The sequence below is a fragment of the Martelella sp. K41-7 genome (assembly GCF_055808365.1).
The window spans coordinates 4,220,129-4,241,341 of the sequence record NZ_CM147867.1 but is presented as its reverse complement, the minus strand read 5'-3'; the positions used below and the strand labels follow the sequence as shown (position 1 = coordinate 4,241,341).

Annotated in this window: 15 protein-coding genes and 2 pseudogenes; 11 read left to right on the top strand and 6 right to left on the bottom strand. The window is 59.2% G+C overall.

From position 1 onward, the window contains the following. Positions 1-377: 377 nt before the first annotated feature. Both AC0L7L_RS20105 and AC0L7L_RS20100 read right to left on the bottom strand, forming a co-directional pair. Positions 378-662 carry a hypothetical protein gene (locus AC0L7L_RS20105; protein ID WP_272213931.1) on the bottom strand — a complete coding sequence of 95 codons (285 nt, stop codon included), beginning with the start codon at positions 660-662 and terminating at the stop codon, positions 378-380. Positions 663-892: 230 nt separating this feature from the next. Further along, positions 893-2,581 carry a hypothetical protein gene (locus AC0L7L_RS20100; RefSeq protein ID WP_473510994.1) on the bottom strand — a complete coding sequence of 563 codons (1,689 nt, stop codon included), beginning with the start codon at positions 2,579-2,581 and terminating at the stop codon, positions 893-895. A gap of 398 nt (positions 2,582-2,979) precedes the next feature. Here AC0L7L_RS20100 and AC0L7L_RS20095 point away from each other — a divergent pair, with 398 nt between their 5' ends. Then, entirely contained in the window at positions 2,980-7,515 is a 4,536-nt protein-coding gene (locus AC0L7L_RS20095) for an autotransporter outer membrane beta-barrel domain-containing protein (RefSeq protein WP_473510992.1), read from the top strand. A 263-nt stretch (positions 7,516-7,778) separates the two neighbouring features. Here AC0L7L_RS20095 and AC0L7L_RS20090 read toward each other — a convergent pair whose 3' ends face one another. After that, positions 7,779-8,642, bottom strand: coding sequence for an endonuclease/exonuclease/phosphatase family protein (locus AC0L7L_RS20090; protein ID WP_473510990.1), 864 nt, complete (start codon positions 8,640-8,642; stop codon positions 7,779-7,781). 83 nt (positions 8,643-8,725) lie between these two features. Here AC0L7L_RS20090 and obgE point away from each other — a divergent pair, with 83 nt between their 5' ends. The 10 genes and pseudogenes from obgE to AC0L7L_RS20040 all read left to right on the top strand — a co-directional run bounded on the left by obgE (position 8,726) and on the right by AC0L7L_RS20040 (position 18,777). After that, complete coding sequence (gene obgE / locus AC0L7L_RS20085; RefSeq protein ID WP_473510988.1) at positions 8,726-9,784, top strand: GTPase ObgE; 1,059 nt, start codon at positions 8,726-8,728, stop codon at positions 9,782-9,784. 2 nt (positions 9,785-9,786) lie between these two features. Next, positions 9,787-10,951, top strand: a pseudogene (proB, locus tag AC0L7L_RS20080) (glutamate 5-kinase). Then, positions 10,944-12,222: pseudogene (locus tag AC0L7L_RS20075) on the top strand (glutamate-5-semialdehyde dehydrogenase). Before proB ends, AC0L7L_RS20075 begins: the two co-directional pseudogenes overlap by 8 nt. Positions 12,223-12,262: 40 nt before the next feature. Next, complete coding sequence (locus tag AC0L7L_RS20070) at positions 12,263-12,856, top strand: nicotinate-nucleotide adenylyltransferase (RefSeq protein ID WP_473514024.1); 594 nt, start codon at positions 12,263-12,265, stop codon at positions 12,854-12,856. Beyond that, a complete protein-coding gene (locus AC0L7L_RS20065) occupies positions 12,846-13,712 on the top strand; it encodes a hypothetical protein (RefSeq protein ID WP_272213920.1) in 867 nt (288 codons plus the stop codon). Before AC0L7L_RS20070 ends, AC0L7L_RS20065 begins: the two co-directional genes overlap by 11 nt. A 113-nt stretch (positions 13,713-13,825) precedes the next feature. Continuing rightward, positions 13,826-14,257, top strand: a complete 432-nt coding sequence (rsfS, locus tag AC0L7L_RS20060) for a ribosome silencing factor (protein WP_473510986.1) — start codon at positions 13,826-13,828, stop codon at positions 14,255-14,257. A 275-nt stretch (positions 14,258-14,532) separates the two neighbouring features. Next, positions 14,533-15,291, top strand: a complete 759-nt coding sequence (locus AC0L7L_RS20055; RefSeq protein WP_473510984.1) for a formylglycine-generating enzyme family protein — start codon at positions 14,533-14,535, stop codon at positions 15,289-15,291. A gap of 146 nt (positions 15,292-15,437) precedes the next feature. Then, entirely contained in the window at positions 15,438-15,920 is a 483-nt protein-coding gene (rlmH, locus tag AC0L7L_RS20050) for a 23S rRNA (pseudouridine(1915)-N(3))-methyltransferase RlmH (protein ID WP_473514021.1), read from the top strand. 96 nt (positions 15,921-16,016) lie between these two features. Continuing rightward, positions 16,017-17,408: a murein hydrolase activator EnvC family protein gene (locus AC0L7L_RS20045; protein WP_473510982.1), complete on the top strand. Its 1,392-nt coding sequence runs from the start codon at positions 16,017-16,019 to the stop codon at positions 17,406-17,408. Further along, on the top strand, positions 17,398-18,777 hold the full coding sequence (locus AC0L7L_RS20040) for a S41 family peptidase (protein WP_272213914.1): 1,380 nt from the start codon (positions 17,398-17,400) through the stop codon (positions 18,775-18,777). Before AC0L7L_RS20045 ends, AC0L7L_RS20040 begins: the two co-directional genes overlap by 11 nt. A 58-nt stretch (positions 18,778-18,835) precedes the next feature. Here the strand turns inward: AC0L7L_RS20040 and hutC are convergent, their stop codons facing one another. From hutC to AC0L7L_RS20025, 3 genes are all read right to left on the bottom strand, one after another. Next, on the bottom strand, positions 18,836-19,552 hold the full coding sequence (gene hutC, locus AC0L7L_RS20035; protein ID WP_473510979.1) for a histidine utilization repressor: 717 nt from the start codon (positions 19,550-19,552) through the stop codon (positions 18,836-18,838). A 61-nt stretch (positions 19,553-19,613) separates the two neighbouring features. Then, positions 19,614-20,405: an ABC transporter ATP-binding protein gene (locus AC0L7L_RS20030; protein WP_272213912.1), complete on the bottom strand. Its 792-nt coding sequence runs from the start codon at positions 20,403-20,405 to the stop codon at positions 19,614-19,616. Next, on the bottom strand, positions 20,402-21,175 hold the full coding sequence (locus tag AC0L7L_RS20025) for an ABC transporter permease (protein ID WP_272213910.1): 774 nt from the start codon (positions 21,173-21,175) through the stop codon (positions 20,402-20,404). The genes AC0L7L_RS20030 and AC0L7L_RS20025 overlap by 4 nt, the downstream gene beginning before the upstream one ends. Positions 21,176-21,213: the final 38 nt, after the last annotated feature.

Sequence of the window (21,213 nt, the reverse complement as noted above, 5' to 3'; positions counted from 1 at the left end):
TATATTTATTGAGCTTACTAGTCTCTAATTGTAATGACGCAGACACGTCCCATATGCGGGGAAAATTGTTGCAATTAATGCAAAAAATTTATATTTTTCAATACTATAGATTCAAAAATGCGGCGGCGTCAGACAGGCTCTTACGGGATCGATAATGTAACATCTTTAGCGTGTATTTTTCTAAAAAGCCTGAGGTTGCATTGCATGATGTGCAAAAACGGCTCGGCCCTTTATCCCGAAAGCCTGTGTTTCGTTTTTCACCGTGCTTCGAAATGCCAGGGTCAGGCTGGCACTCTCTGCAACGCCCCCGCCCCCGCAGGCCAATGCGTTATGGGACGACTAGAGCATCGGGCGATTTAAACTAAACGCCCGATGCTCTAGTCGTCGCCAGCGGCGCCACTAACCGCCTCACGGACAAATTCCGACATGGAGTTATCTGAAACGCGGCACGCCGTCAGGTAGAGCATGGACCCAACGGGCAGCTTGATGGGAGAGTTGCTTTCTTCGTCCGTGAAGGGGACCGATATCGTTGTAGGCGTTGTGACCGGGTCGGCGTCCGGGTCCGGCCAGTATGAAACAACACGCATGCCATCACTCGGCCGCCACCCCTCATAATAGTGCTTCGAATCGGAAAGCTTTACCGAGACCTGATCTGTTGTCACCGAGACAATTTCCGGCACCGGAATGGTGGGATACCCTACGGTTTTAACGTTTGTGTGTGAGTCATTGGCGTAATAAGGACCCCCGTCATCGAAGTAGGCCCAAGTGGATATCAAGGACCCCGGGGGCAAAGGCTGATTGAAGTCGCCGTAAACCTGCCACCTGAACGTATTCGTTTTGCAGTGCAGAGACTTCAGGGGAAGCGCCTCCCCGCCCGCGAGCAAAACGTAAATCACAACCAAAGACTGCGGTATAGTATAACCCTGAATGACGCACCCGCGCGTAATATCGAGCACGTCCGGCGGCAACGGTCGAGCTTTTTGGGCGGTGTGCCGACCGTGTAGTTCAGCGAAGGCGGCGATGTTGGACCAAGGTCACCCGTCGATTTGTCTGTTGCGATTGCGTAAACCACGTCCGCCAAAGCGATCCTGGTTGAACCATCATCGGTCTGATCGAAGATACACACATCATCGGATGTCCAGCTCATGTCCTCGTGGACAGGAATTGCCGGATAGTTGACCGTGTCGCCATAATTGTTCAGATCGTAGATGAAGAGAGTGGTCTGAAGGGTCGCTTCCGTGCCTGCAAAAGTGTTGCCGTCGGCCTGGGTCATGATTGGAGCAGCGGGGGGCGATGCGCTTGCGCTGCCATAGCAGGCAACGTAATCCGAAGTACTCGCGATGATGCCTGAATCGAGCGTTTCGGCCACCTCGAAGAAGAAAAGTTCACGGGCGGGATCGTGCACGCCATAGTCGCTCCAGCGATTGGGGGTTCGCCAGGCGCCGCTTTCGTCGCAGGCAGCCGCCAAAAGCTCGCCAGCGCTACGCGTCGAGACAATAACAAACTGGCCGGGCTCGGCGAGCCCATTGGCACCCTTTTCGTCGATTTTCCGGATGATCGGGACCGCCTGTCGCACTTCGCCGAAAGGCAAGGCATTATAGAATTTTGACCGCTTCACCAGTGCGGCTGTTCTTGCCGCAAACAAATCGCCAGACTGAGGTGGAGCCGGCAATTTCAAATACCAGCTTGTGTCCGACGCCGTTTTCACCGGCTCATATGTCTCCTGCAGCAACCCGTTCCTGTAGCGCTCGACCATGACCGTATAGCCGGGCACCGCCCTGCCCCAGATCAAAGCCTTGTCGATGCCGATGATCGCAGGCATGAGGCAACCGCCGATCGCTATGTTTACAATTGGGCCCGGTTCGCTCCGGCCGTCCGCCTGAGCCGTGGCGATCTGGACCCGCGCGCCCTCCGGGAGGTTCTGTTCGAACACCACGGACCATGATCCGCTCTGGGTTGCTGTCGTCCGGGCGACCGGCCGGCCGTTATCGATGTCGAACAAAGACAGTTTTTCATAAGGCCGCGCTCCGTGGCCACATGCATGATCGATGCCGCACTCCTCAACTACGAAAGGCTGTACCTCTACGAATTGCGGCACAGCATAATTGCCGTTCATACATTTTGCGACGATGCAGATCCGCGCGCGCGCGCCTACCCTGTTGCGGAATTTGATTGCCCATGTGCCGTGTCTGTCAAAAACGAAACAGCGACCGAAAACGGCGCCATCCGGCCCGTAGACTGTAATCTCAGCGCCTGGCTGGCTCACACCAGAGGCAGCGTCCGGGCAGGCATAGAGGTTTTCCAGTCTTGGTTGGTTTCCGGCGAAGGTGAAACAAATCTGCTCGGATTCCGCCCCGCTCGCCGGGTCAGATACACTGATGAAGAAGCGCGTATACGGCGTCGGCGGCCCACCAATTGAGATCCGCCAACGACCTTGTTCGTCTGAGGCCGTCATGCGCTCAACCTCGTCAACACTGGTTGTTAATCTCACATTTGTGCCCGGCTGCGCCTCACCCGAAAAGCGGCCGGTCATCGCATCGTGCTCAATAGCCGGCGGCTGCGGTCGGTAAAATTTCTGCATCAGACTGGAACCTCCCTGCATGGACATGACCTCCAAAAGCCAGCACTCGCAGATGTAACCTTGAGTTGCTAAAAAAGAATAGGCAACCTTTTCATACACTCAAATCTCCCCCACTGTTGCAAACGGGTCTGAGATTCTTCGAGCGCTTTGGAGCAATAACGACAGGCTCAGGCGCGAAGAGCCTGGACGCCGCCTGATGACGCCAGCCCCGACATCTTGAGCCGCTGCACCTGGATGGTGGTCACCTCCCTGCAAATAAAACCATTTCAAAATATAAATTAAGATAAATCTAATTTAGATCAATGTAGTTAAAGTAAAAATAATCTCATTAACGCGATATTAACCAATAAACGAGATTTATTGAAATATAGATTCATTGAACATTCGGGAGATGCGGAATGTTAAAGTATCAAGAGAGAGAACGCCGCCTCAATCACCGGCATTTCTCCATGTCCTCGTCCGTTTCTGCTCGGGCGATGATCGTTGCAGCGCTCGCTGCCGGGGTTCCGGTTGGCGTGGCTCATGCCGATAACGAGTGCGGAACAGGACCGACCGTGACTTGCGCGAGCGGGACTTACGGTTCCGGTATCACCTACTCGAATATCACCGACCTCACACTCAATCTCGGCAATGGCGTGAACGTGACGGACGGCGTCACGATTACGCCGAACACATCGGCGACAAACGCCAGCATCGCCGTGAACATCGATACGGGAAGCGGGACAATAACCAACCCGCCGAGTACTCTTTATGTCGACTCAAAATACGTGGCGGCGGTCAATATACCAGTGAGCGGCACGACGGACGGCTCTATAAGCGCGACATTTGCCAGCGGAGCACTGGTTTCTCAGGGCGATGGCAGCGGCGGGGTCTTTATTGGCTCCTACACTAATACACCCAATGCCAGTTACGATTTCAGCATGTCGGACGGCAGCATAGAGCTTAACGGCGATCAGTCATTCGGTGTTTGGCTGTTTAACGAGGGTTCTGGCTCGTCGGTGATCGACGTCTCAGGTGGCACGATCGTCGGCAATGCAAGTGCCGGAGCCTCGAAACAGACAGGCATCAGGGCGCAGACCTTTCCGCGCTCTTCTGCGGGTGACACAAGCGCCATCACCATGACGGGCGGGTCTGTCACAATGCACGCAGCCAACTCGGCCGCGGTGAACTCTACTGCCGCAGGTCCGTCAAACAGCGATGTCACCTTGTCTGGCATGACAATTCTGACGACTGGCGACGCGCTCTCCACAGCTGCCAATGGCCGCGACCAAGACGGGTCAGCGGTGGTTTCGCAAAATCAAGGGTCCGGGGACTCCAATTTGGCAATGCTTTCCGGAAGCGTCACCACCGAGGGAGATTACGCAGCCGGCCTACACTCCTTAATCAAAGGCAATGACGAATCGGTTACCGGCACGGCCTTAGTCATGTTAAATGGCGGAACGGTCACGACAAAGGGTCAATCGGCCGCCGCCGTTTTGGCTTATAATTCCACCTACGGTGATGCCTATGCGAAGATCGGTGGGGGAACCATAACGACCGAGGGCGATGGCAGCCACGGTGTTTACACAATCAATGCCCGGAACGGCGACGCCCGCATTGATATGAGTGGTGCTACAATTGTTACCAAAGGAGACAATGCTTCCGGCGTTCGTTCGTATATCTACAACGCGGCCGGTGCTGGCGATGCAAAAATCGACTTCCGCAACGGGTCTGTGACGACGGGTGATGCATCCGATCCGACCAAGGGAACGGGTTCCCACGCTGTATTTGCTCTTGCCCGAGGCACCGGCCAGGCCCATGCCTTCGTTGGCCAGCAAACCCACCCGCTTGCCATTCAGACCTACGGCGCGAATGCGCACGGCATATACGCACAATCCTATGATAGTGGTGGTACGGCCTATGCAGGCCTTCAAGGTGGCACGGTAAAAACCCAGGGCGACGGTTCCTACGGTCTGGCTGCAACCGCCATTGATGGTGATGTGGAGACCTATTATTCTCAGGGCACCATCTCCACGGTCGGTGATGCCGCACACGGTATTTATGCCAGCACGGGCGCTTCTGCCTCGGTGGACATGCTGGTACAAAACCGAACGGATGATGGGACACTCATTCTCTCCACCGAAGGGGACGGCGCGCATGGCGCCTACGCCGTTTCTGCTGCCGGCGCCATCAATCTTCACTCCACTGTCCAAAATGCCAAAACAACCGGACAGGGATCTCACGGTATCGCTGCGGAAATCAAATCTGCAGGCAGCACAGCAGATATTACCGTAGCGGAGGATAATTCGAACATTACCACCCAGGGCGACAATTCCAACGGCTTCTACCTCAAGAACTACGGCAAGGGTAATGTGACCGCAGCCTTTTCGGGTGAAACCTACGGAGCCAAAATCGCCACTTCGGGTCAAGATTCCTACGGCGTTTACATGGAGGCCTCCCAAGGCGGATCGGCGATCTTCAATGGCGATGTCGCGTCCTTGCAGACCAGCGGCGATGGCTCCCACGGCATTTATGTGACCAATCAGGACACAGCCAATGCCGGCAATGCCAGCATCACCTATACCAGCGGCGCCCTCTCCGTTTCCGGCAGCAACAGCTATGGCCTTTATGCTGAAGCGCTCGGTACCGGTACGGCGGACGTTACGCTGGCACCCAGCGCCTATAACTCTACCATTGATGTTTCAGGTTCGGGCAGTTACGGCGTGAGCGCATATAGCCAGGGCAATATTACAACCCTGTCGCTGGAAGAGGCAACGATTACAGCGACAGGCGGCGCACAGGCTGCGGTCGGCTTTGCCGAACGTGCTGGCGCCGGTCAGGCGGCAACCCAGGCCAATATTATCTTTGGCAAGGATCTGGTTATTGATGCTTCCGGATCGAACAACCAGCTCGCGTTTTACAATGCGGACGATCAGGCCGGCACCAACATGACCCTGACAACCACCGGCACGGTGACCGGCACGGCGGTGATGGGTGGCGGAAACTCGACATTCAATCTGGCAGGCGGTTCATGGACCGGCGATATCTATGGCGATTTCGCGCCTTCAGGCACGCCGGCAGCCAACCAGGGTGTCGATATATTCAACTGGTCCGGCGGCACCTTGAACAGTGGATTTTACGGACAGGGCGGTAATGATACGGCTCTGATTTCCGTCGCCGAATCTCCTTCATTCCCGGCTGCCATTCTGGACGGCGGTGAAGATGGCGGCGCGCCGGAAAGCGCGATTACCTCAGATTTCGACCAGGTAACCTTTGCAGCCAACAACGCCAATCTGGCCGGGCGCAACATCACCAATTGGGAGCAGTTCACGCTCAACGAGAATGTGGCCATCGGCTTTGTTGACGACGGCATGGCGCTCGACGGTTATGACGGCGGCAATGCCAATGATCTGGGCGATTTCGCAATGCTCAGCGGCTCTCGCGTGACTGCTGGTGCGGGCTTGGGGCAAAGCTTCAATCTGAGCGGCAACCTCACCAATCAGGGTACATTGTCGATGCAGGATGGCGCCTTTGGCGGCAATTTCATCGTCGGTGGCGACTACACCAGCAAAAAGGGCAGACTGGCTATCGATGTTGATTTTGGTGCCCTTCAATCGGACGTGTTGACACTCGGCGGCAAGGTTGACGGTATCACCGATATCGACATCGCCGATGTCGGTACGTCTGGATCAGTTGGTTCGATCCTTGTCGTAGACATGTCCAACTCAAGTGCTGTCGACAAGAATGAATTCATCATTGAAGATGAGAAAAACAACACGACAGCGTCGGGCATCTATGCCTACAGTCTTGAATATGACCTCAATGGCGATCCCGGTGCCGGTTACGCGCCTGGACTTTACCTGACATCCTTTGCGAATGGGCCAATCCCTCCAGGGCCTCCCGCGCCACCGACACCAAAGGTCCAGCCATATGTTCCGCTGTACGAAGGCTATCAATCGGTGCTGCTGGAGATGAACAAGTTGACGACGCTGCGCCAGCGGGTCGGCAAACGTTACTGGGCCTATGATGCCCCCATGGCCGCGCCCGTCAGCATCAAAGGCGCTCCAACGGAACCAACGCCATATCAGCGGTCGAATGAAAATACGCCCGCCGTGCAAAATCTCTGGGCGCGCATGGCTGGCAGTTACACCCACGTCGATCCGCAGTCAGTGACATATGACTATAAATACGATCTGTCCCGCTTCGGGTTGCAGTCCGGCCTCGATGGATTGTTCATCGATAACGAGCATGGACGGCTGATCAGCGGTCTGACAGGCCTCTACCGGACAGGTGAGGCGAAGTTCCAGTCGGGCTATGGCAACAGCAAGATGAACATTGAGGGCTGGGGGCTCGGCGCAACGGTGACCTGGTATGGCGACAATGGTTTCTACGCCGACGGCCAGGCTGAAGCCACCTGGTATTCCAGTGAACTGAAGGCAGAAGATCTGCAGCATGGCATCGATAACACCTCAGCCTTCGGCTATGCACTTTCAATGGAAACCGGCAAGCAGATCGGCTTCGGCAACGATCTGATCTTCACGCCGCAGGCACAGCTGGCCTGGTCATCAACAAATGTTGAAAGCTTCACGGGCGCCTACAGTGACGATGTTGAATTCAACTACGGCAACAGCCTCACGGCGAGACTTGGGATGGCCCTGGAACGCGAGAACGACTGGTACGAACAGACGGGTCTTTCGCGCCATAGCAATATCTACGGCATCGCAAATGTCTTCTACGATTTCAACAGCTCCACCAAAGCAACGATCGAGCAGGTGTATGTCGCAGAATCAAAACTCGGCGGCTGGTCGGGCGAGATCGGGTTCGGAGGCACCTATGACTGGCAGGATGCCAACGAGAGAGACTACGGTGTCTACGGCGAAATCTCCGCCTCTATGGGTTTCGAAAGCGGCACCTACGGCTACGCCGGCAATGTCGGCTTCCGCGTAAAGTGGTAACATCTCCGCGTAAGCGAATAGAAAGCCGGGGCCAGCGCTCCGGCTTTTTTCATATCATCAATGCTGGTCTTTCAAGCTTGTCCCGAGGGTGACGGAATTGCGCAAACGTCCAGTCCAGCGTGTGTTCGCGTCCGTCCGAACCAACAGGAAGGACATTCAGGGGGCTTGCTCCGGTTTTCACCTGCAGGCGGCTCTGGAACCCGCGCCGCAAAGGCCGAGGCCGCGATGTCCACCTTCGCGAACAATGCGAAACCATGGCGGTCTCAGGCAAGTTCCAGCCAGAGCGGGAAATGGTCGGAGCCGTTCGCACCGCGATCGACCCGCGCGGCGCGAAGACACGGCACAAGCTCGGGGCTTATGAAGGCATAGTCGACCCACTTGCCCGCACCATCGGAAAAGCCCGGATGCGTCCAGGTAATCGCCTCCCCGGTTCTTGCATGAAGGCGCTCGAAGACATCGACAGGCTGACCCGCGCGCAGATTGCGCTTGCCGTCGAGTTCCAGCCGGCCGGTCATCGCGATATGTTCTTCGCTTTCCGGCTCCATGTTGAAATCACCGAGCATGATGAAGTCCCCGGCCATTGGCGGATCGGTCAGGCCATATTCCTGCCCCCCGGTCATCGCCGCGCCTTCCAGCGTGAAACCGGCAAGCCGTTGTCGCAGGAAGCCGATCTGTGCCAGACGTTCATCGACGCTCATATGGTCAAGATGGGCGGAATAGACGCGCACCGCCCCGACCGGCGTTTCAACCACGCCCTCAAGGGCCGAACGCTGATAATTGAGCCGATCAAGTGTGCGGCTTCGCGGCAGAGGCAGGTTTCGCAGCGATAGCAGAGGATAGCGCGAAAGCAGCATGTTGCCGAATTGCAGACGGCGCTCAACGATCCGCCCGCCTTGGCGCGAGAAATCGCGATGCATGTCGGCTGCGGCACCAAAGGCTGCGAAATGATCGGGAAACTGCGCCTCGATTTCGGCAACCATATCGCGCCCATCATTGCCCGGAAAACCGCGCGTCACCTCCTGAAGCGCAATGATATCGGCATCATCAAGGCTTGCGGCGATGCGTTTCAGATCATACCTGCCGTCTACACCGACACCGAACTGAATGTTGTAGCTTGCGATTTTCACGATAATCTTTGACCTTGAAGCCCACGGGCGATAACGATGCGCTCGGTTTTACCCCTTACACTCACTGACACAAGCGACGGACCATGAAATTTCTCGATGAGGCAAAAGTCTATATCCGCTCTGGCGATGGCGGGGCCGGGTCTGTCTCGTTTCACCGCGAGAAATACATCGAATTCGGCGGCCCGGACGGTGGCGATGGCGGACGCGGCGGCGATGTCTGGGTCGAAGCAGTCGAGGGGCTGAACACGCTGATCGACTTTCGCTTCCAGCAGCATTTCAAGGGCGCGACCGGTGGCCACGGCATGGGCCGCAACCGTACCGGTGCCAAAGGCGAAAGCACGACCCTGAAAGTGCCGGTCGGCACCCAGATTTTCGAGGATGACCGCGAAACGCTGATCTGCGACCTCACCAACATCGGCGAGCGCTACCGGCTGGCGGCTGGCGGCAATGGCGGCTTTGGCAACGCGCATTTCAAGACCGCGACCAACCAGGCACCGCGCTGGGCCAATCCGGGGCTCGAGGGCCAGGAAAAGACGATCTGGCTCAAGCTGAAGCTGATTGCCGATGCCGGTCTTGTGGGCCTGCCGAATGCCGGAAAATCGACGTTTCTCGCAACCGTCACCAGGGCGCGGCCGAAGATTGCCAACTACCCCTTCACCACGCTTCATCCGAACCTTGGCGTTGCCACCATTCATGGTCGCGAATTCATTCTTGCCGATATTCCCGGCCTGATCGAGGGCGCGCATGAGGGTGTCGGCATCGGCGACCGGTTCCTCGGACATGTCGAGCGCACCCGCGTACTGTTGCATCTGGTCTCCTCGATGGAAGAAGACGTTGCCGGCGTTTATCGCACGGTGCGCCACGAGCTTCAGGCCTATGGCCACGAACTGGGCGATAAGCATGAGATCGTCGCGCTGTCTCAAATCGACATTCTCGATGACGAGACACTGGCGGAAAAGAAAAAAGCGCTGGAAGATGCCAGCGGTGGCCCGGTTTTCGCGATTTCGGCGGTTGCGCAGAAAAACATGACTGAAGTGCTTTCGGCCCTTGCCGAAGTCATCCGCGCCGAAGAGGTCCGCCTCGGCATTGCCGCGCCCGAAAAGGGCGACGACAAGGGCCGTCACGACAAGTGGGAGCCCTGACAATGAACGGGATGCACCGTTCGCTGACCCATTATCGGCGGATCGTGATCAAGATCGGCTCGGCGCTGCTCGTGGACCGGGTGCGCGGGCTGAAACGGGAGTGGCTGAACAGGCTCTCGGACGATATCGCGACGCTCAAGACGTCCGGCGTCGAAGTGCTGGTGGTCTCTTCCGGGGCGGTGGCGCTTGGGCGCACCGTGCTGCACAGCCACTCCGGCACGCTGAAGCTGGAAGAGGCACAGGCTGCGGCTGCCGTCGGCCAAATCGGCCTTGCAGGCGCATGGACGGAGAGCCTCCGCCACCACAACATTCTCGCAGGCCAGATTCTGCTGACCCTGCAGAACACCGAAGAGCGGCGCCATTACCTGAACGCCCGCGCCACCATCCTGCAACTGCTGAAAGCGGGCGCGGTTCCGATCATCAACGAGAACGACACCATTGCCACTTCGGAAATCCGCTATGGCGACAACGACCGGCTTGCTGCCCGTGTCGCGACCATGATCGGTGCGGAACTGCTGGTACTGCTGTCCGATATTGACGGGCTTTACACAGCCCCGCCGCATCTTGATCCAAACGCCCATTTTCTGGCCGAGATCGAGACGATTACGCCCGAGATCGAGGCGATGGCAGGTGGCGCAGCCTCCGAGCTTTCACGCGGCGGTATGCATACCAAGATCGAGGCCGGCAAGATCGCAACCGCTGCCGGTTGCGCGATGCTGATCGCCTCGGGCAAGATCGACAGTCCACTGAAAGCGATTGAGGACGGCGCGCGCCATTCGATGTTCCACGCCTCGCATACGCCGGTCAACGCCCGCAAGACCTGGATTGCCGGCCAGCTTCTGCCCGCCGGCACGATCCATATCGATGATGGCGCGGTGGCGGCGCTGAAACGCGGCAACAGCCTTCTGCCTGCCGGCGTTACAGCTGTTGACGGGCATTTTTCGCGCGGCGACACTGTGGCCATCGTCAATGTCGGTGGCGGCGAGGTCGCACGCGGCCTGTCCGGCTATGACAGCGACGAAGCCCGGATGATCGCCAGTGCAGAAAACCGGCGACATCGAGGCGATCCTCGGCTACCCCGCCCGCGCGGCCATGGTTCACCGTGACGATCTGGTGATGGCCGCTGCGACGAAGAAGAGACAGAACGAAGGTTCGACCCATGCTTGATCAGGTCCACACAGACGATGTCGCAGCCGTGATGCAGGATCTCGGCGCGCGCGCGCGCAGCCGCCCATCAGCTTGCCATTGCCCCGACCGAGACCAAGAACCAGGCGCTTCTGGCCATGGCCAGCGAGATTGAAGCCCGCAAGGCTGAAATTCAGGCCGAAAACCAAAAGGACGTCGCGACCGCCCGTGAAAACGGCATCACCGGCTCGTTCATCGACCGGCTGGAACTGAACGACGCCCGCATCGACGCGATCGCAGACGGCATTCGCGCCATCGCCGCGCTCGATGATCCGGTCGGCGATGTCATTGCCGAATGGGACCGGCCGAACGGGCTGAAAATTTCGCGGGTCCGCACCCCGCTCGGCGTCATCGGCGTCATTTACGAAAGCCGGCCGAATGTCACCGCCGATGCCGGCGCGCTGTGCCTGAAGGCCGGCAATGCGGTGATCCTGCGCGGCGGCTCGGATTCCGCTCGCTCGGCACGCGCAATCCACGGTGCGCTCAAGGCCGGTCTTGCCAAAGCCGGACTGCCGGAAGATGCAATCCAGATCGTGCCGACCACAGACCGCGCTGCCGTCGGCGAAATGCTCGCCGGTCTTTCCGGCAATATCGATGTGATCGTCCCGCGTGGCGGCAAGAGCCTGGTTGCCCGTGTGCAAACGGAGGCGCGCGTGCCGGTGTTCGCCCATCTGGAAGGGGTTTGCCACATCTATGTCGACAGATCCGCCGATCTGGACATGGCGCGCGACATCGTGGTCAACGCCAAGATGCGCCGTACCGGCATTTGCGGGGCTGCCGAAACCCTGCTGATCGACCGGCAGGCTGCGAAAATATTTGCCACCCCGCTGATCGAGGCGCTCGAAGCCGGGGGCTGCCTCGTGCGCGTCGACCACGACATGATCGCATTCGCCCGTGGCCGCGACGAGGCCGATGACAGCGACTGGACGACAGAATATCTCGACGCCATCATTGCGGTGAAGCTGGTCGACGGGATTTCGGGCGCGATCGAGCACATAGGAAAATATTCTTCGCATCACACCGAGGCTGTGATCGCCGAAGACCCGGAGGTCGTCGCACGTTTCTTCAACGAGATCGATTCCGCGATCCTGCTGCACAATGCCTCGACGCAATTTGCCGATGGCGGCGAGTTTGGCATGGGCGCGGAAATCGGGATTGCCACCGGCAAGATGCATGCGCGCGGGCCGGTGGGCGTGGAGCAGCTCACATCGTTCAAATATCTAGTGCGCGGCAACGGACAGACACGGACCTGACAGATTGACCGAGGGGACCATCGAGCGGCGCTTTATCGCCATGCCCTATTGCGAGCCGGGCATGACAGTCGGCCTGTTTGGCGGTTCCTTCAACCCGCCGCATGAGGGCCATTTTCTGGTGGCAAGCCTTGCCATTCAGCGCCTCGGCCTCGACCAGCTCTGGTGGCTCGTTACCCCCGGCAACCCGCTGAAAAGCGGAAACACCCTGGCCCCGCTGGCCGACCGTCTGACCATGAGCGAAAAGCGCGCGCGTGATCCGCGCATCCGGGTCAGCGCGCTCGAACTGTCGCTCGGCACCGCCTATACCGCCCGCACCATCCGCCACATCGTCCGCCGCAACAAGGGCGTCAATTTCGTCTGGATCATGGGGGCCGACAATCTCGGTGATTTTCATCGCTGGCAGGAATGGCGCAGCATTGCCCGCACCGTGCCGCTGGCCGTGATTGACCGGCCCGGATCGACCCTGACCTATCTCTCCTCCAAGGCCGCGCGCACGTTCGACAATGCCCGCGTCGCCGAGAAGAATGCACGGGCGCTGGCCCGCATGAGGCCGCCGGCATGGACCTTTATTCACGGCCCGCGCTCCAATGTCAGCTCGACGGCACTCCGGCAGGAAAGCCGCCATGCGGATTGAAACCGTCGCAATCCTGAACGATCCGGGAAAGCCCGGCGGCCACAGCGAGGACCGCGCGGGCGCGACACCATCAAGCGCCTTTGTCATTGACGGTGCAACCGGAATTGCCGACCGGCAGGTGATGGCGGAATTTCCAAGCGATGCCGCCTGGCTCGCCGACCAGGCGCTCGCCACTTTTTCGCAAGCAGACAGCCAAAACCCGGTTTCCGACATCGTGCGCGGGTTGAATGCCGCAGCGCGCGAGACCTATTTCGCCACAGCCGGGGCCGATGATCTGCCACGCCATATGTGGCCGGCCGCAGCCTTCCAGATGCTGAGGATCGAAGAGCAACGGCTCGTGTCCTACGGGCTCGGCGATTGCCGGTTGTTCCTGCGCTCAGAGGCCGATGGGCGGATGTTCGAAACCACGGCGCTCAAGGGCAACCGTGAAAAGGAAATCGCAGCAGCCCGTGCCCATCTTGCCCGCACCGGCGGTTTTGGCGGCAAGAATGATATCGGCGGTGATGCACAAACGCGCGCGGCCCTGCGCGAGAGCCGTTCGAGGCACAACATGCCGGGCGGCCGTATCTTCACGCTCGGCCTTGTGCCGGAGGCTGCAACCGAGATCGTACGAGAGCAAACCGGGATCGCTGCGCCAGCACGCGGCCTGCTTTGTTCGGACGGGTTTGCAGCCCTTTGCGACAGTTACGATGCCTTCAGCCCGGCCGGACTGATCGAGGCGGCCTTTTCCGCAGGGTTGCCGGCGCTGCTCGACCGGCTGCGCGCCATCGAGCGAGTCGACGACCCCGAAGGTCAGCTTTTCCCGCGCTACAAGGTCTCCGACGACGCCACCTGCATCGCCTTTCGCATCGTCTGACTATGGGCATTGATGTCGGATTTCCACGAAAACCTTGCGTCGCTCGCCCAATAACCCTTATCTTGAGAAGGACTCATGCTTGCCACGAGTCGTAACCGTGCTTGTTCCGGTCCATGAAGAAAGGAAGACCCCTGACAACATTGCACGCCAAGGGTGCAGCAGAAAACGCTTCACCGAAGAGCAGGAAAAGCGGCGTTCATGCCGCCGATCAGGCTTTGTCCACCGTTCTCACCAGCCTTGAAGATTCAAAGGCTGAAGATATCGTGACCATCGACATCAAGGGCAAATCGGCACTCGGCGACCACATGTTGGTTGTGTCCGGGCGATCGAACCGTCATGTGATGGCGATATGCGACCATCTGGTCAAGGACATCAAGCAAGCGGGCATTGGCACGCCCAAGGTTGAAGGTCAGGCGACCGGAGACTGGGTGCTGATCGATGCCGGTGACGTGATCGTCCATGTGTTCCGGCCGGAAGTCCGCGAATTCTACAATATCGAGAAGATGTGGTCCGCGCCTGAGATGAACGAAGGACGACTGCACTAGAGCATGATCCGTCCGGAATGAAGCGAGGATCGACAGGATCATACGGCCGAAACGATAATTTGTAGCTCCGATCCGGTTCAACCGGATTGAAGGACGCAGCGACCAGTTTCGCATGTTTTGTCCACCGGTCCCGACCCGAGCGGATTTTGGCGGCGGCGTCATGATGCAGAAAAACCGCCGCGCCTTTCCGGCACCGGTGCGGTCGTGCGATGCCGTATGGCGTCTTCTTGCCTGCCACTGTCCCCGCGAGAGATGACGCACAGGCAGAGGGCTGGTTGATATTCCTCTCGATTCCTGATTTATGGCGGTTCGCTTTTGTCGCTGGCGCCGCGCCGCGCCGCCGGGAGAAAAATGTGCTCAGCCTGGAAAACCTCGACCTGCATATGGTGCAGATCCCGAAAGGAATGCTCACTCTCCGAGACGACCGGCTGGAAACGTCCTGGGTGGCGACTATCGAACCGTACCTCATTTGCAGCATCCCCGTGACCCAGGCATTCTATGCCGAAATTGCCAGACAAAATCCCTCCACTTCGGCATCAGGCGGCAACCACCCCGTTGAAACCGTATCGTGGCTCGATGCCGCGCGGTTTTGCAACCTTCTGTCGAAAATGGCTCGTTTGCCCGAACGCTACCAGTTTTCGACAGACGGGAAGGATACGCAAGCCATCGCGGAAAGCGACGGATTCCGGTTGCCGACCGAGGCTGAGTGGGAATTCGCGTGCCGTGCGGGAGCGCGGGAACCGCGTTACGGCCCGATCGATGCAATCGCCTGGTACCGGGATAATGCCGAGGGAAGCACCAGGCCGGTGGCGACCAGGCGTTCGAACGACTGGGGGCTCCACGACATGCTGGGCAATGTCTGGGAGTGGTGCGAAGACGTCTACGATCCCGCAGTTTATGGAACGTACCGCATCTTTCGCGGCGGCGGATGGGCAGATGGCGAACGGGGCTGCCTAGCCACGAACCGCCGCCGGAGCCACCCCACTTTCGCGATTGACGACCTCGGTTTTCGTGTGGCGCGATCATGCCCGTAGACAATCTGCGGCAGGCATCGGTTTCCCTGGCGCCGCCGATATGTGTTATGTGCGCCTGAAAAACAGCCGTTTCGCCAACTTCCGGGCGTTGCGGAGCATGCATGAAAAAGGTTCCGGTCCTTTCCGCCGGAGTGAAAGGCGACAGGATGCAGATCGGTATTTTCGCGGTCGGACGGCTGAAATCCGGTCCCGAAAAGGAACTTGTGGCGCGCTATCTGGACCGGCTGAAGAAGACCGGCAAGGCGCAGGGCATCGACTTCACTCGTGTCCACGAGATCAACGAAAGCCGCGCCAGCAATGCCGCCACCCGCAAACGCGAGGAGGCCCAGGCTCTGGAAGCGACACTGTCACCGGAAACCGTTTTGGTGCTGCTCGACGAAACCGGCAAATCCTTCGACAGCCCCGCCTTTGCCGAAAAGATCGCGACCCTTCGCGACCAGGGCAAGCGCGAAATGGTCTTTGCCATCGGCGGCGCAGACGGGCTTGATCCGGCTCTTGTCGGGCGCGCCGACCTGACAGTCAATTTCGGCGCGATGACATGGCCGCACCAGATTGTGCGGATTCTTGTCGCCGAACAGCTTTACCGCGCCGTGACGCTGATGGCCGGACACCCTTATCACCGGGCCTGAAAGACCTTCAAAACATTGTGTCTTATAAATATCTTCGGGTTTCGTTAACCTGTCGACGTTCTATATCGTCTGCACCGCAACCGAAAGACGGACCGAATGGGCTTTGCAAGGGCGACTACCGTGCGAATTGTGGCCGCAGGCAGCCTTGCGCTGCTGGCGGTCATGTTTTTGCGCGCGCCCCTGCCGGCATTCGCCGAAATGCGCGGCGAACCGCAGACCGATTCCGAGGAACTGGTGGAAAAGCTCGCGGCCAGGCGCAGCGACACCGAGGTCGAACTCGACAATATTCGCAGCTCGATTTCGCTGTCTGAGGACAAGATCACCGCGCTCCAGACTGAAATCGACAAGCTTTCCGGTGACACCGCCAGCCTGAAACAAGCGCTGGTCGAATCAGCTGATCGCCGCCGGGCACTGGAAGAGCAGATCGGCGAGAGCGAAACCCGGATCGCAGAACTGTCGGATCAGGAAGTATTGCTGAAGGCCGCCCTCAACGAGGAGCGTGATGTTCTGGCAAATGTACTGGCCGCGTTGCAGCGTATGGGACGCGACCCGCCGCCGGCCCTTCTGGTCTCTCCCGGCGACGCGCTCGATTCCGTCAGAAGCGCCATTCTGCTCGACGGCGTGGTGCCGGAAATGCGTACCCGCATGGAGAGTGTGCTTGGCGATCTGCGTTCGCTGCAGGCCGTCAAACAGGAACGTGAAACCACGCGCGATGCGCTGGCCGCCGATCTGGACAGTCTCGCCGAAGAAACCAAGCGCATGGACCTGCTGATCGCCGAAAACGAGAAAACCAGCGCGATAAGTGCCGCAGCCCTTGCCGAAGAGCAGCGCCAGGCCGAAACGCTGGCCGCGCGCGCCACCGACCTCAACGGGCTGATCGCAACGCTCGAGACGGAAATCACCTCCGCACGCAACGCCGCCCTGCTGGCACGGCAGGAGGAAGAGCGCCGCCGGCAGATGAGCGAGGCGCAGCGCCGGGAGGCACGGGAGCGCGCGCTTTCCGCCGCGCCCGATAAAAACCGTATTGCGCCCGCATATCCGTTTTCTGACCTGAAAAACCGTCTGGTTTTGCCGGTGGCGGGCGCTATTCTCCGCCGCTTCGGTGATCCGGACGGAACGGGCCATCAGGCAACCGGTATCACCATTGCTGCGCGTCCGGGCGCACTGGTGACGGCACCTTCCGACGGGACGGTGGTTTACGCGGGGCGCTTCAGAAGTTACGGAGAGATGATCATCCTCAATGCCGGCGACGGCTATCACATCGTGATGACGGGGATGGAAGGACTAAAGGTACATCAGGGCGATTTCGTGTTCTCCGGCGAACCGCTCGCACAAATGGGCACCAGGCGCATTGCAAGCGCTGCAACACTGGCGCTGGAAACAGACAGGCCGACGCTCTACATTGAGTTCCGGCAAGACGGCAAGCCGGTCGATTCTGAACCGTGGTGGGCGGACAAAAATGATGGAAAGGCACGCAATGATACGTAGGGCAACGCTTCTGCTGGCAGGCGCGGTAATCGGGGCTTCGGCAACCGGTATTCTGGTTTCTGCCGACATACCGGCACGCGCGGCAGGTGATGATTCCACCTATCGCGAGATGTCGCTGTTCGGTGACGTCTTCGAGCGCGTGCGCAGCCAGTATGTCTCGCCGCCGGACGAGGAACAAATGATCCAGGACGCGATCAACGGCATGCTGAGCGGTCTTGATCCGCACTCAAGCTACATGACCGCAGAAGAGTCCGACGAGATGCGCGACAATTCGAAAGGTGAATTCGGCGGCCTCGGGATCGAAGTCACGATGGAGGACGAAGTCGTCAAGGTCGTTGCCCCGATCGACGACACGCCCGCCGCCAATGCCGGTGTTCTGGCCGGAGACAGCATTGTCGAGATCGATGGCGAAAGCGTGCGCGGCATGTCGCTCAACGATGCGGTCGACCGGATGCGCGGCGAGGTCGGCGAACCGATCGATGTCACCATCATCCGTGAAGGTGTGACCAAGCCGATCGAAATGACCATCGTGCGTGGTATCATCCCGGTCCAGTCGGTGAAATGGCGGATTGAAAACGACAATATCGGCTATCTGCGGGTTTCGACCTTCATGAACGAAAAGCTGGATGAGAGCCTGAACGAGGCCATCGCGGAAATCCGGGCTGAAGTGCCCGACGATCAGCTCAAGGGTTATATCCTCGACCTGCGCCTCAACCCCGGTGGCTTCCTCAACCAGGCCGTCGCCGTCGCCGATACCTTCCTGGATGAAGGCGAGGTGGTCTCCACCCGTGGCCGCAATTCCAGCGAGACCCGCCGGTTTGACGCCGGTCCCGGTGATCTCACCAATGGCAAGCCTCTGATCGTATTGGTCAATGGCGGTTCGGCATCGGCGTCTGAAATCGTCGCCGGCGCGCTGCAAGACCTGAAACGGGCCACTCTGGTCGGCACCCGCACCTTCGGCAAGGGCTCGGTCCAGACCATCGTGCCGCTTGGTGTCGAAGGATCTCTGAGGCTGACGACGGCACTCTATTACACACCGTCCGGCACCTCGATTCAGGGCACCGGGATCAGTCCGGATATCATCGTTGAACAAGTGCTTCCCGAAGACCTTGAGGGCCTAGTCCGACCGGAAGGCGAAAGCGCTCTGCGCGGCCATATCCAGGGCGATGATGAAACCGAGGAAGGCTCGGGTTCAGTAGCCTATGTGCCGCGCGAGACCGAGGACGACGTTCAGCTGAAATATGCAATCGACCTGCTGGAGGGCACGATCACCGATGAGGCCTTCCCGGCGGACCCTGACAAGGCTGTGCAGGAATTGCAGGCGGCCAAGGCCGACGAGCAGGAGCTTGAAATGGAAGACGCCCATTAAGGGCGCCTCCACCTGCATGAACAGTCAGTGAGAAAGGCCGGGTTTTGCCCCGGCCTTTTTACGTTGACCGGGCAGAAGGCGCAAACTGGGCGACGAGCGTGTGCATGTCGCCGGGATAGGTGAGATGAACCTGGGTGATCGATCCGGACGCATTCCAGGTCCGCCGCGCGATGACAAGGCAGGGCGTGCCTTCGGCAATATCCAGCATTTCCGCGGCGGAAGCGTCGGCCCCCGTGGCTTTGATACGATGCTCGGCGGCGCTCCACGGCACCTGCTCGAGCAGCCACGTGCCCGGTGGATCCTTCCGGAAATCAACGTCCCGCGCCTTCGGCACCTCATCAAGGCTGATCAGCCGGTCTTCGAGGCAGAAGGGCCGCTGTCCTGCACTATGAAGCCCCTTTACGCTCAGGATCTTTCCTGGGCGGTCAAGGATGAGACGTTTGCGCTGCTGATCATCAGCGAGGTGCTCCACCTGTTCGATCAGCCTGAAATCATAGGCCAGACCAAGCGCCCTCACCTCCCGCTCGAGTTGGTGGATTTCCAAAACAGCCGACAACACCTCCGGCTGGCGCACATAGGATCCGGATTTGCGGCGGCGCTCGATCAGCCCCTTCTTAACGAGTTCGGAGAGCGCCTTGTTGACGGTCATGCGCGAACAGCCGTATTCGGCGGTCAGCTCGTGTTCGAAGGGAATGCGGGTGCCGGGAGGCCATTCGCCGGAGACGATCCTGTTTTCCACATCCCGTTGAATGCGGGCATGCAGCGGAAGCGGCACTGGCCTCGACTTTCCCGGAAGCACGTGCAGTCTCGTCGGACATGGGCTCAGCGCTTCCTTCTCAGCCGCGGCTGGCGGCGGCGACCACCTCGGCACGGATTTCTTCGGTCAGCTTCAACCGTATCCTGGCAAAGTCGGGATCGGCCTTTAGATGATAGTCACGCGGATGCGGGAAATCGACGGGTGTGATCGATGAAATTCGCCCCGGCCGCGCCGACATGGTGACGACCCGCGAGGCCATGAACACGGATTCCTCGATATCGTGGGTCACGAAGATCACGGTCTTCTTTTCGCGCTCCCAGATGCCGAGCAGTAGTTCCTGCATCAGCCCGCGGGTCTGGTTATCGAGCGCGCCAAAGGGCTCATCCAGAAGCAGGATCTTCGGATCATTAGCAAGCGCACGCGCAATCGCGGTTCTTTGCTGCATGCCGCCGGAAAGCTGCTTGGGCCAGTGATCGGCAAAGGCGGACAGACCGACACGATCAAGGTAAAGGTCGACGATCTCGCGAACCTCGGCATCGCGCATGCCCTTTTGGCGCAAACCGAAACCGACATTCTCGCGGATCGTCAGCCAGGGAAACAGGGTATAGGACTGGAACACCATGCCGCGGTCTGCACCGGGGCCAGCGATTGCCTTGCCCTCCAGCAGGACGGAACCGCTGGTCGGCTTGTCGAGGCCAGCAACGATGCGAAGCAGTGTCGACTTGCCACAGCCCGAGGGGCCGAGAATGGTGACGAAGTCGTTCTTTTCCAGCGTGAGGTCGGTCGGTGCCAGCGCCTCGATGGGCGTGCCGCCGCGGCGTGCGGGAAAGACGCGGGAAACGCCTTTGATTTCAAGTTCCGGCGCGCTCATGCGAACCTCCAGGCAAACAGGACACGGTTGGCCATCTTGAAGGCAAAGTCCGAGATCAGTCCGATCACGCCGATGACGATGATGCCGAAAATGATCTGGCCGGTGGCCATCAGCGCCTGCGAATTGATGATCATGTAACCGATGCCCGACGATGCCCCGATCAGTTCGGCGACGATTACGTAGGTCCAGGCCCAGCCGAGCACGAGGCGCAGGGTTTCTGCAATATCCGGCGCACTGGCAGGCAGCAGCACACGGCGGACAATGCCGTGGTGCGAGGCGCCGAGCGTATAGGCCGCTTCCACCAGATCACGGCGGGTATTAGCGACATAGACCGCCACCATCAGGATGATCTGAAAGACCGCACCGATGAAGATCACCAGCAGCTTCTGCATTTCGCCAATGCCGGCCCAGAGGATCAGCAGCGGCACAAAGGCCGATGCCGGCAGATAGCGGGCAAACGACACGAACGGTTCCAGCAGAGCCTCGATCGGCTTGTAGGCGCCCATGGCGATCCCGACAGGCACGGCGATGGCCGAGGCCAGAACGAAACCGCCCACCACACGCCAGACGGTGATGCCGATATCTCCAAGAAAGCCGCGCTCCGACAACAACCACCAGCCATTCTTCAGCATGGTGATCGGATCGGCGAGGAAGGTTTTGGATACGAAACCGCCAAAGGTCGCGAACGACCAGCCGGCGAAGAAGATCGCAAAAAACAGGATGCCGAGAGAAATTCTCAGGCGCGGACTGATCGGCTCAAGCGGTTTCATCGCATTTCCGTATGGGAGATACAAAAAGACAGGGGCCG

Coding starts and splice junctions, on each gene's coding strand:
- AC0L7L_RS20030 (WP_272213912.1), bottom strand. CDS start 20,405: ATGAGCGCGCCGGAACTTGAAATCAAAGGCGTTTCCCGCGTCTTTCCC.
- rsfS (WP_473510986.1), top strand. CDS start 13,826: ATGAAGAAAGGAAGACCCCTGACAACATTGCACGCCAAGGGTGCAGCA.
- AC0L7L_RS20070 (WP_473514024.1), top strand. CDS start 12,263: ATGCCCTATTGCGAGCCGGGCATGACAGTCGGCCTGTTTGGCGGTTCC.
- rlmH (WP_473514021.1), top strand. CDS start 15,438: ATGCAGATCGGTATTTTCGCGGTCGGACGGCTGAAATCCGGTCCCGAA.
- AC0L7L_RS20045 (WP_473510982.1), top strand. CDS start 16,017: ATGGGCTTTGCAAGGGCGACTACCGTGCGAATTGTGGCCGCAGGCAGC.
- obgE (WP_473510988.1), top strand. CDS start 8,726: ATGAAATTTCTCGATGAGGCAAAAGTCTATATCCGCTCTGGCGATGGC.
- AC0L7L_RS20040 (WP_272213914.1), top strand. CDS start 17,398: ATGATACGTAGGGCAACGCTTCTGCTGGCAGGCGCGGTAATCGGGGCT.
- AC0L7L_RS20065 (WP_272213920.1), top strand. CDS start 12,846: ATGCGGATTGAAACCGTCGCAATCCTGAACGATCCGGGAAAGCCCGGC.
- AC0L7L_RS20025 (WP_272213910.1), bottom strand. CDS start 21,175: ATGAAACCGCTTGAGCCGATCAGTCCGCGCCTGAGAATTTCTCTCGGC.
- AC0L7L_RS20095 (WP_473510992.1), top strand. CDS start 2,980: ATGTTAAAGTATCAAGAGAGAGAACGCCGCCTCAATCACCGGCATTTC.
- AC0L7L_RS20100 (WP_473510994.1), bottom strand. CDS start 2,581: ATGCAGAAATTTTACCGACCGCAGCCGCCGGCTATTGAGCACGATGCG.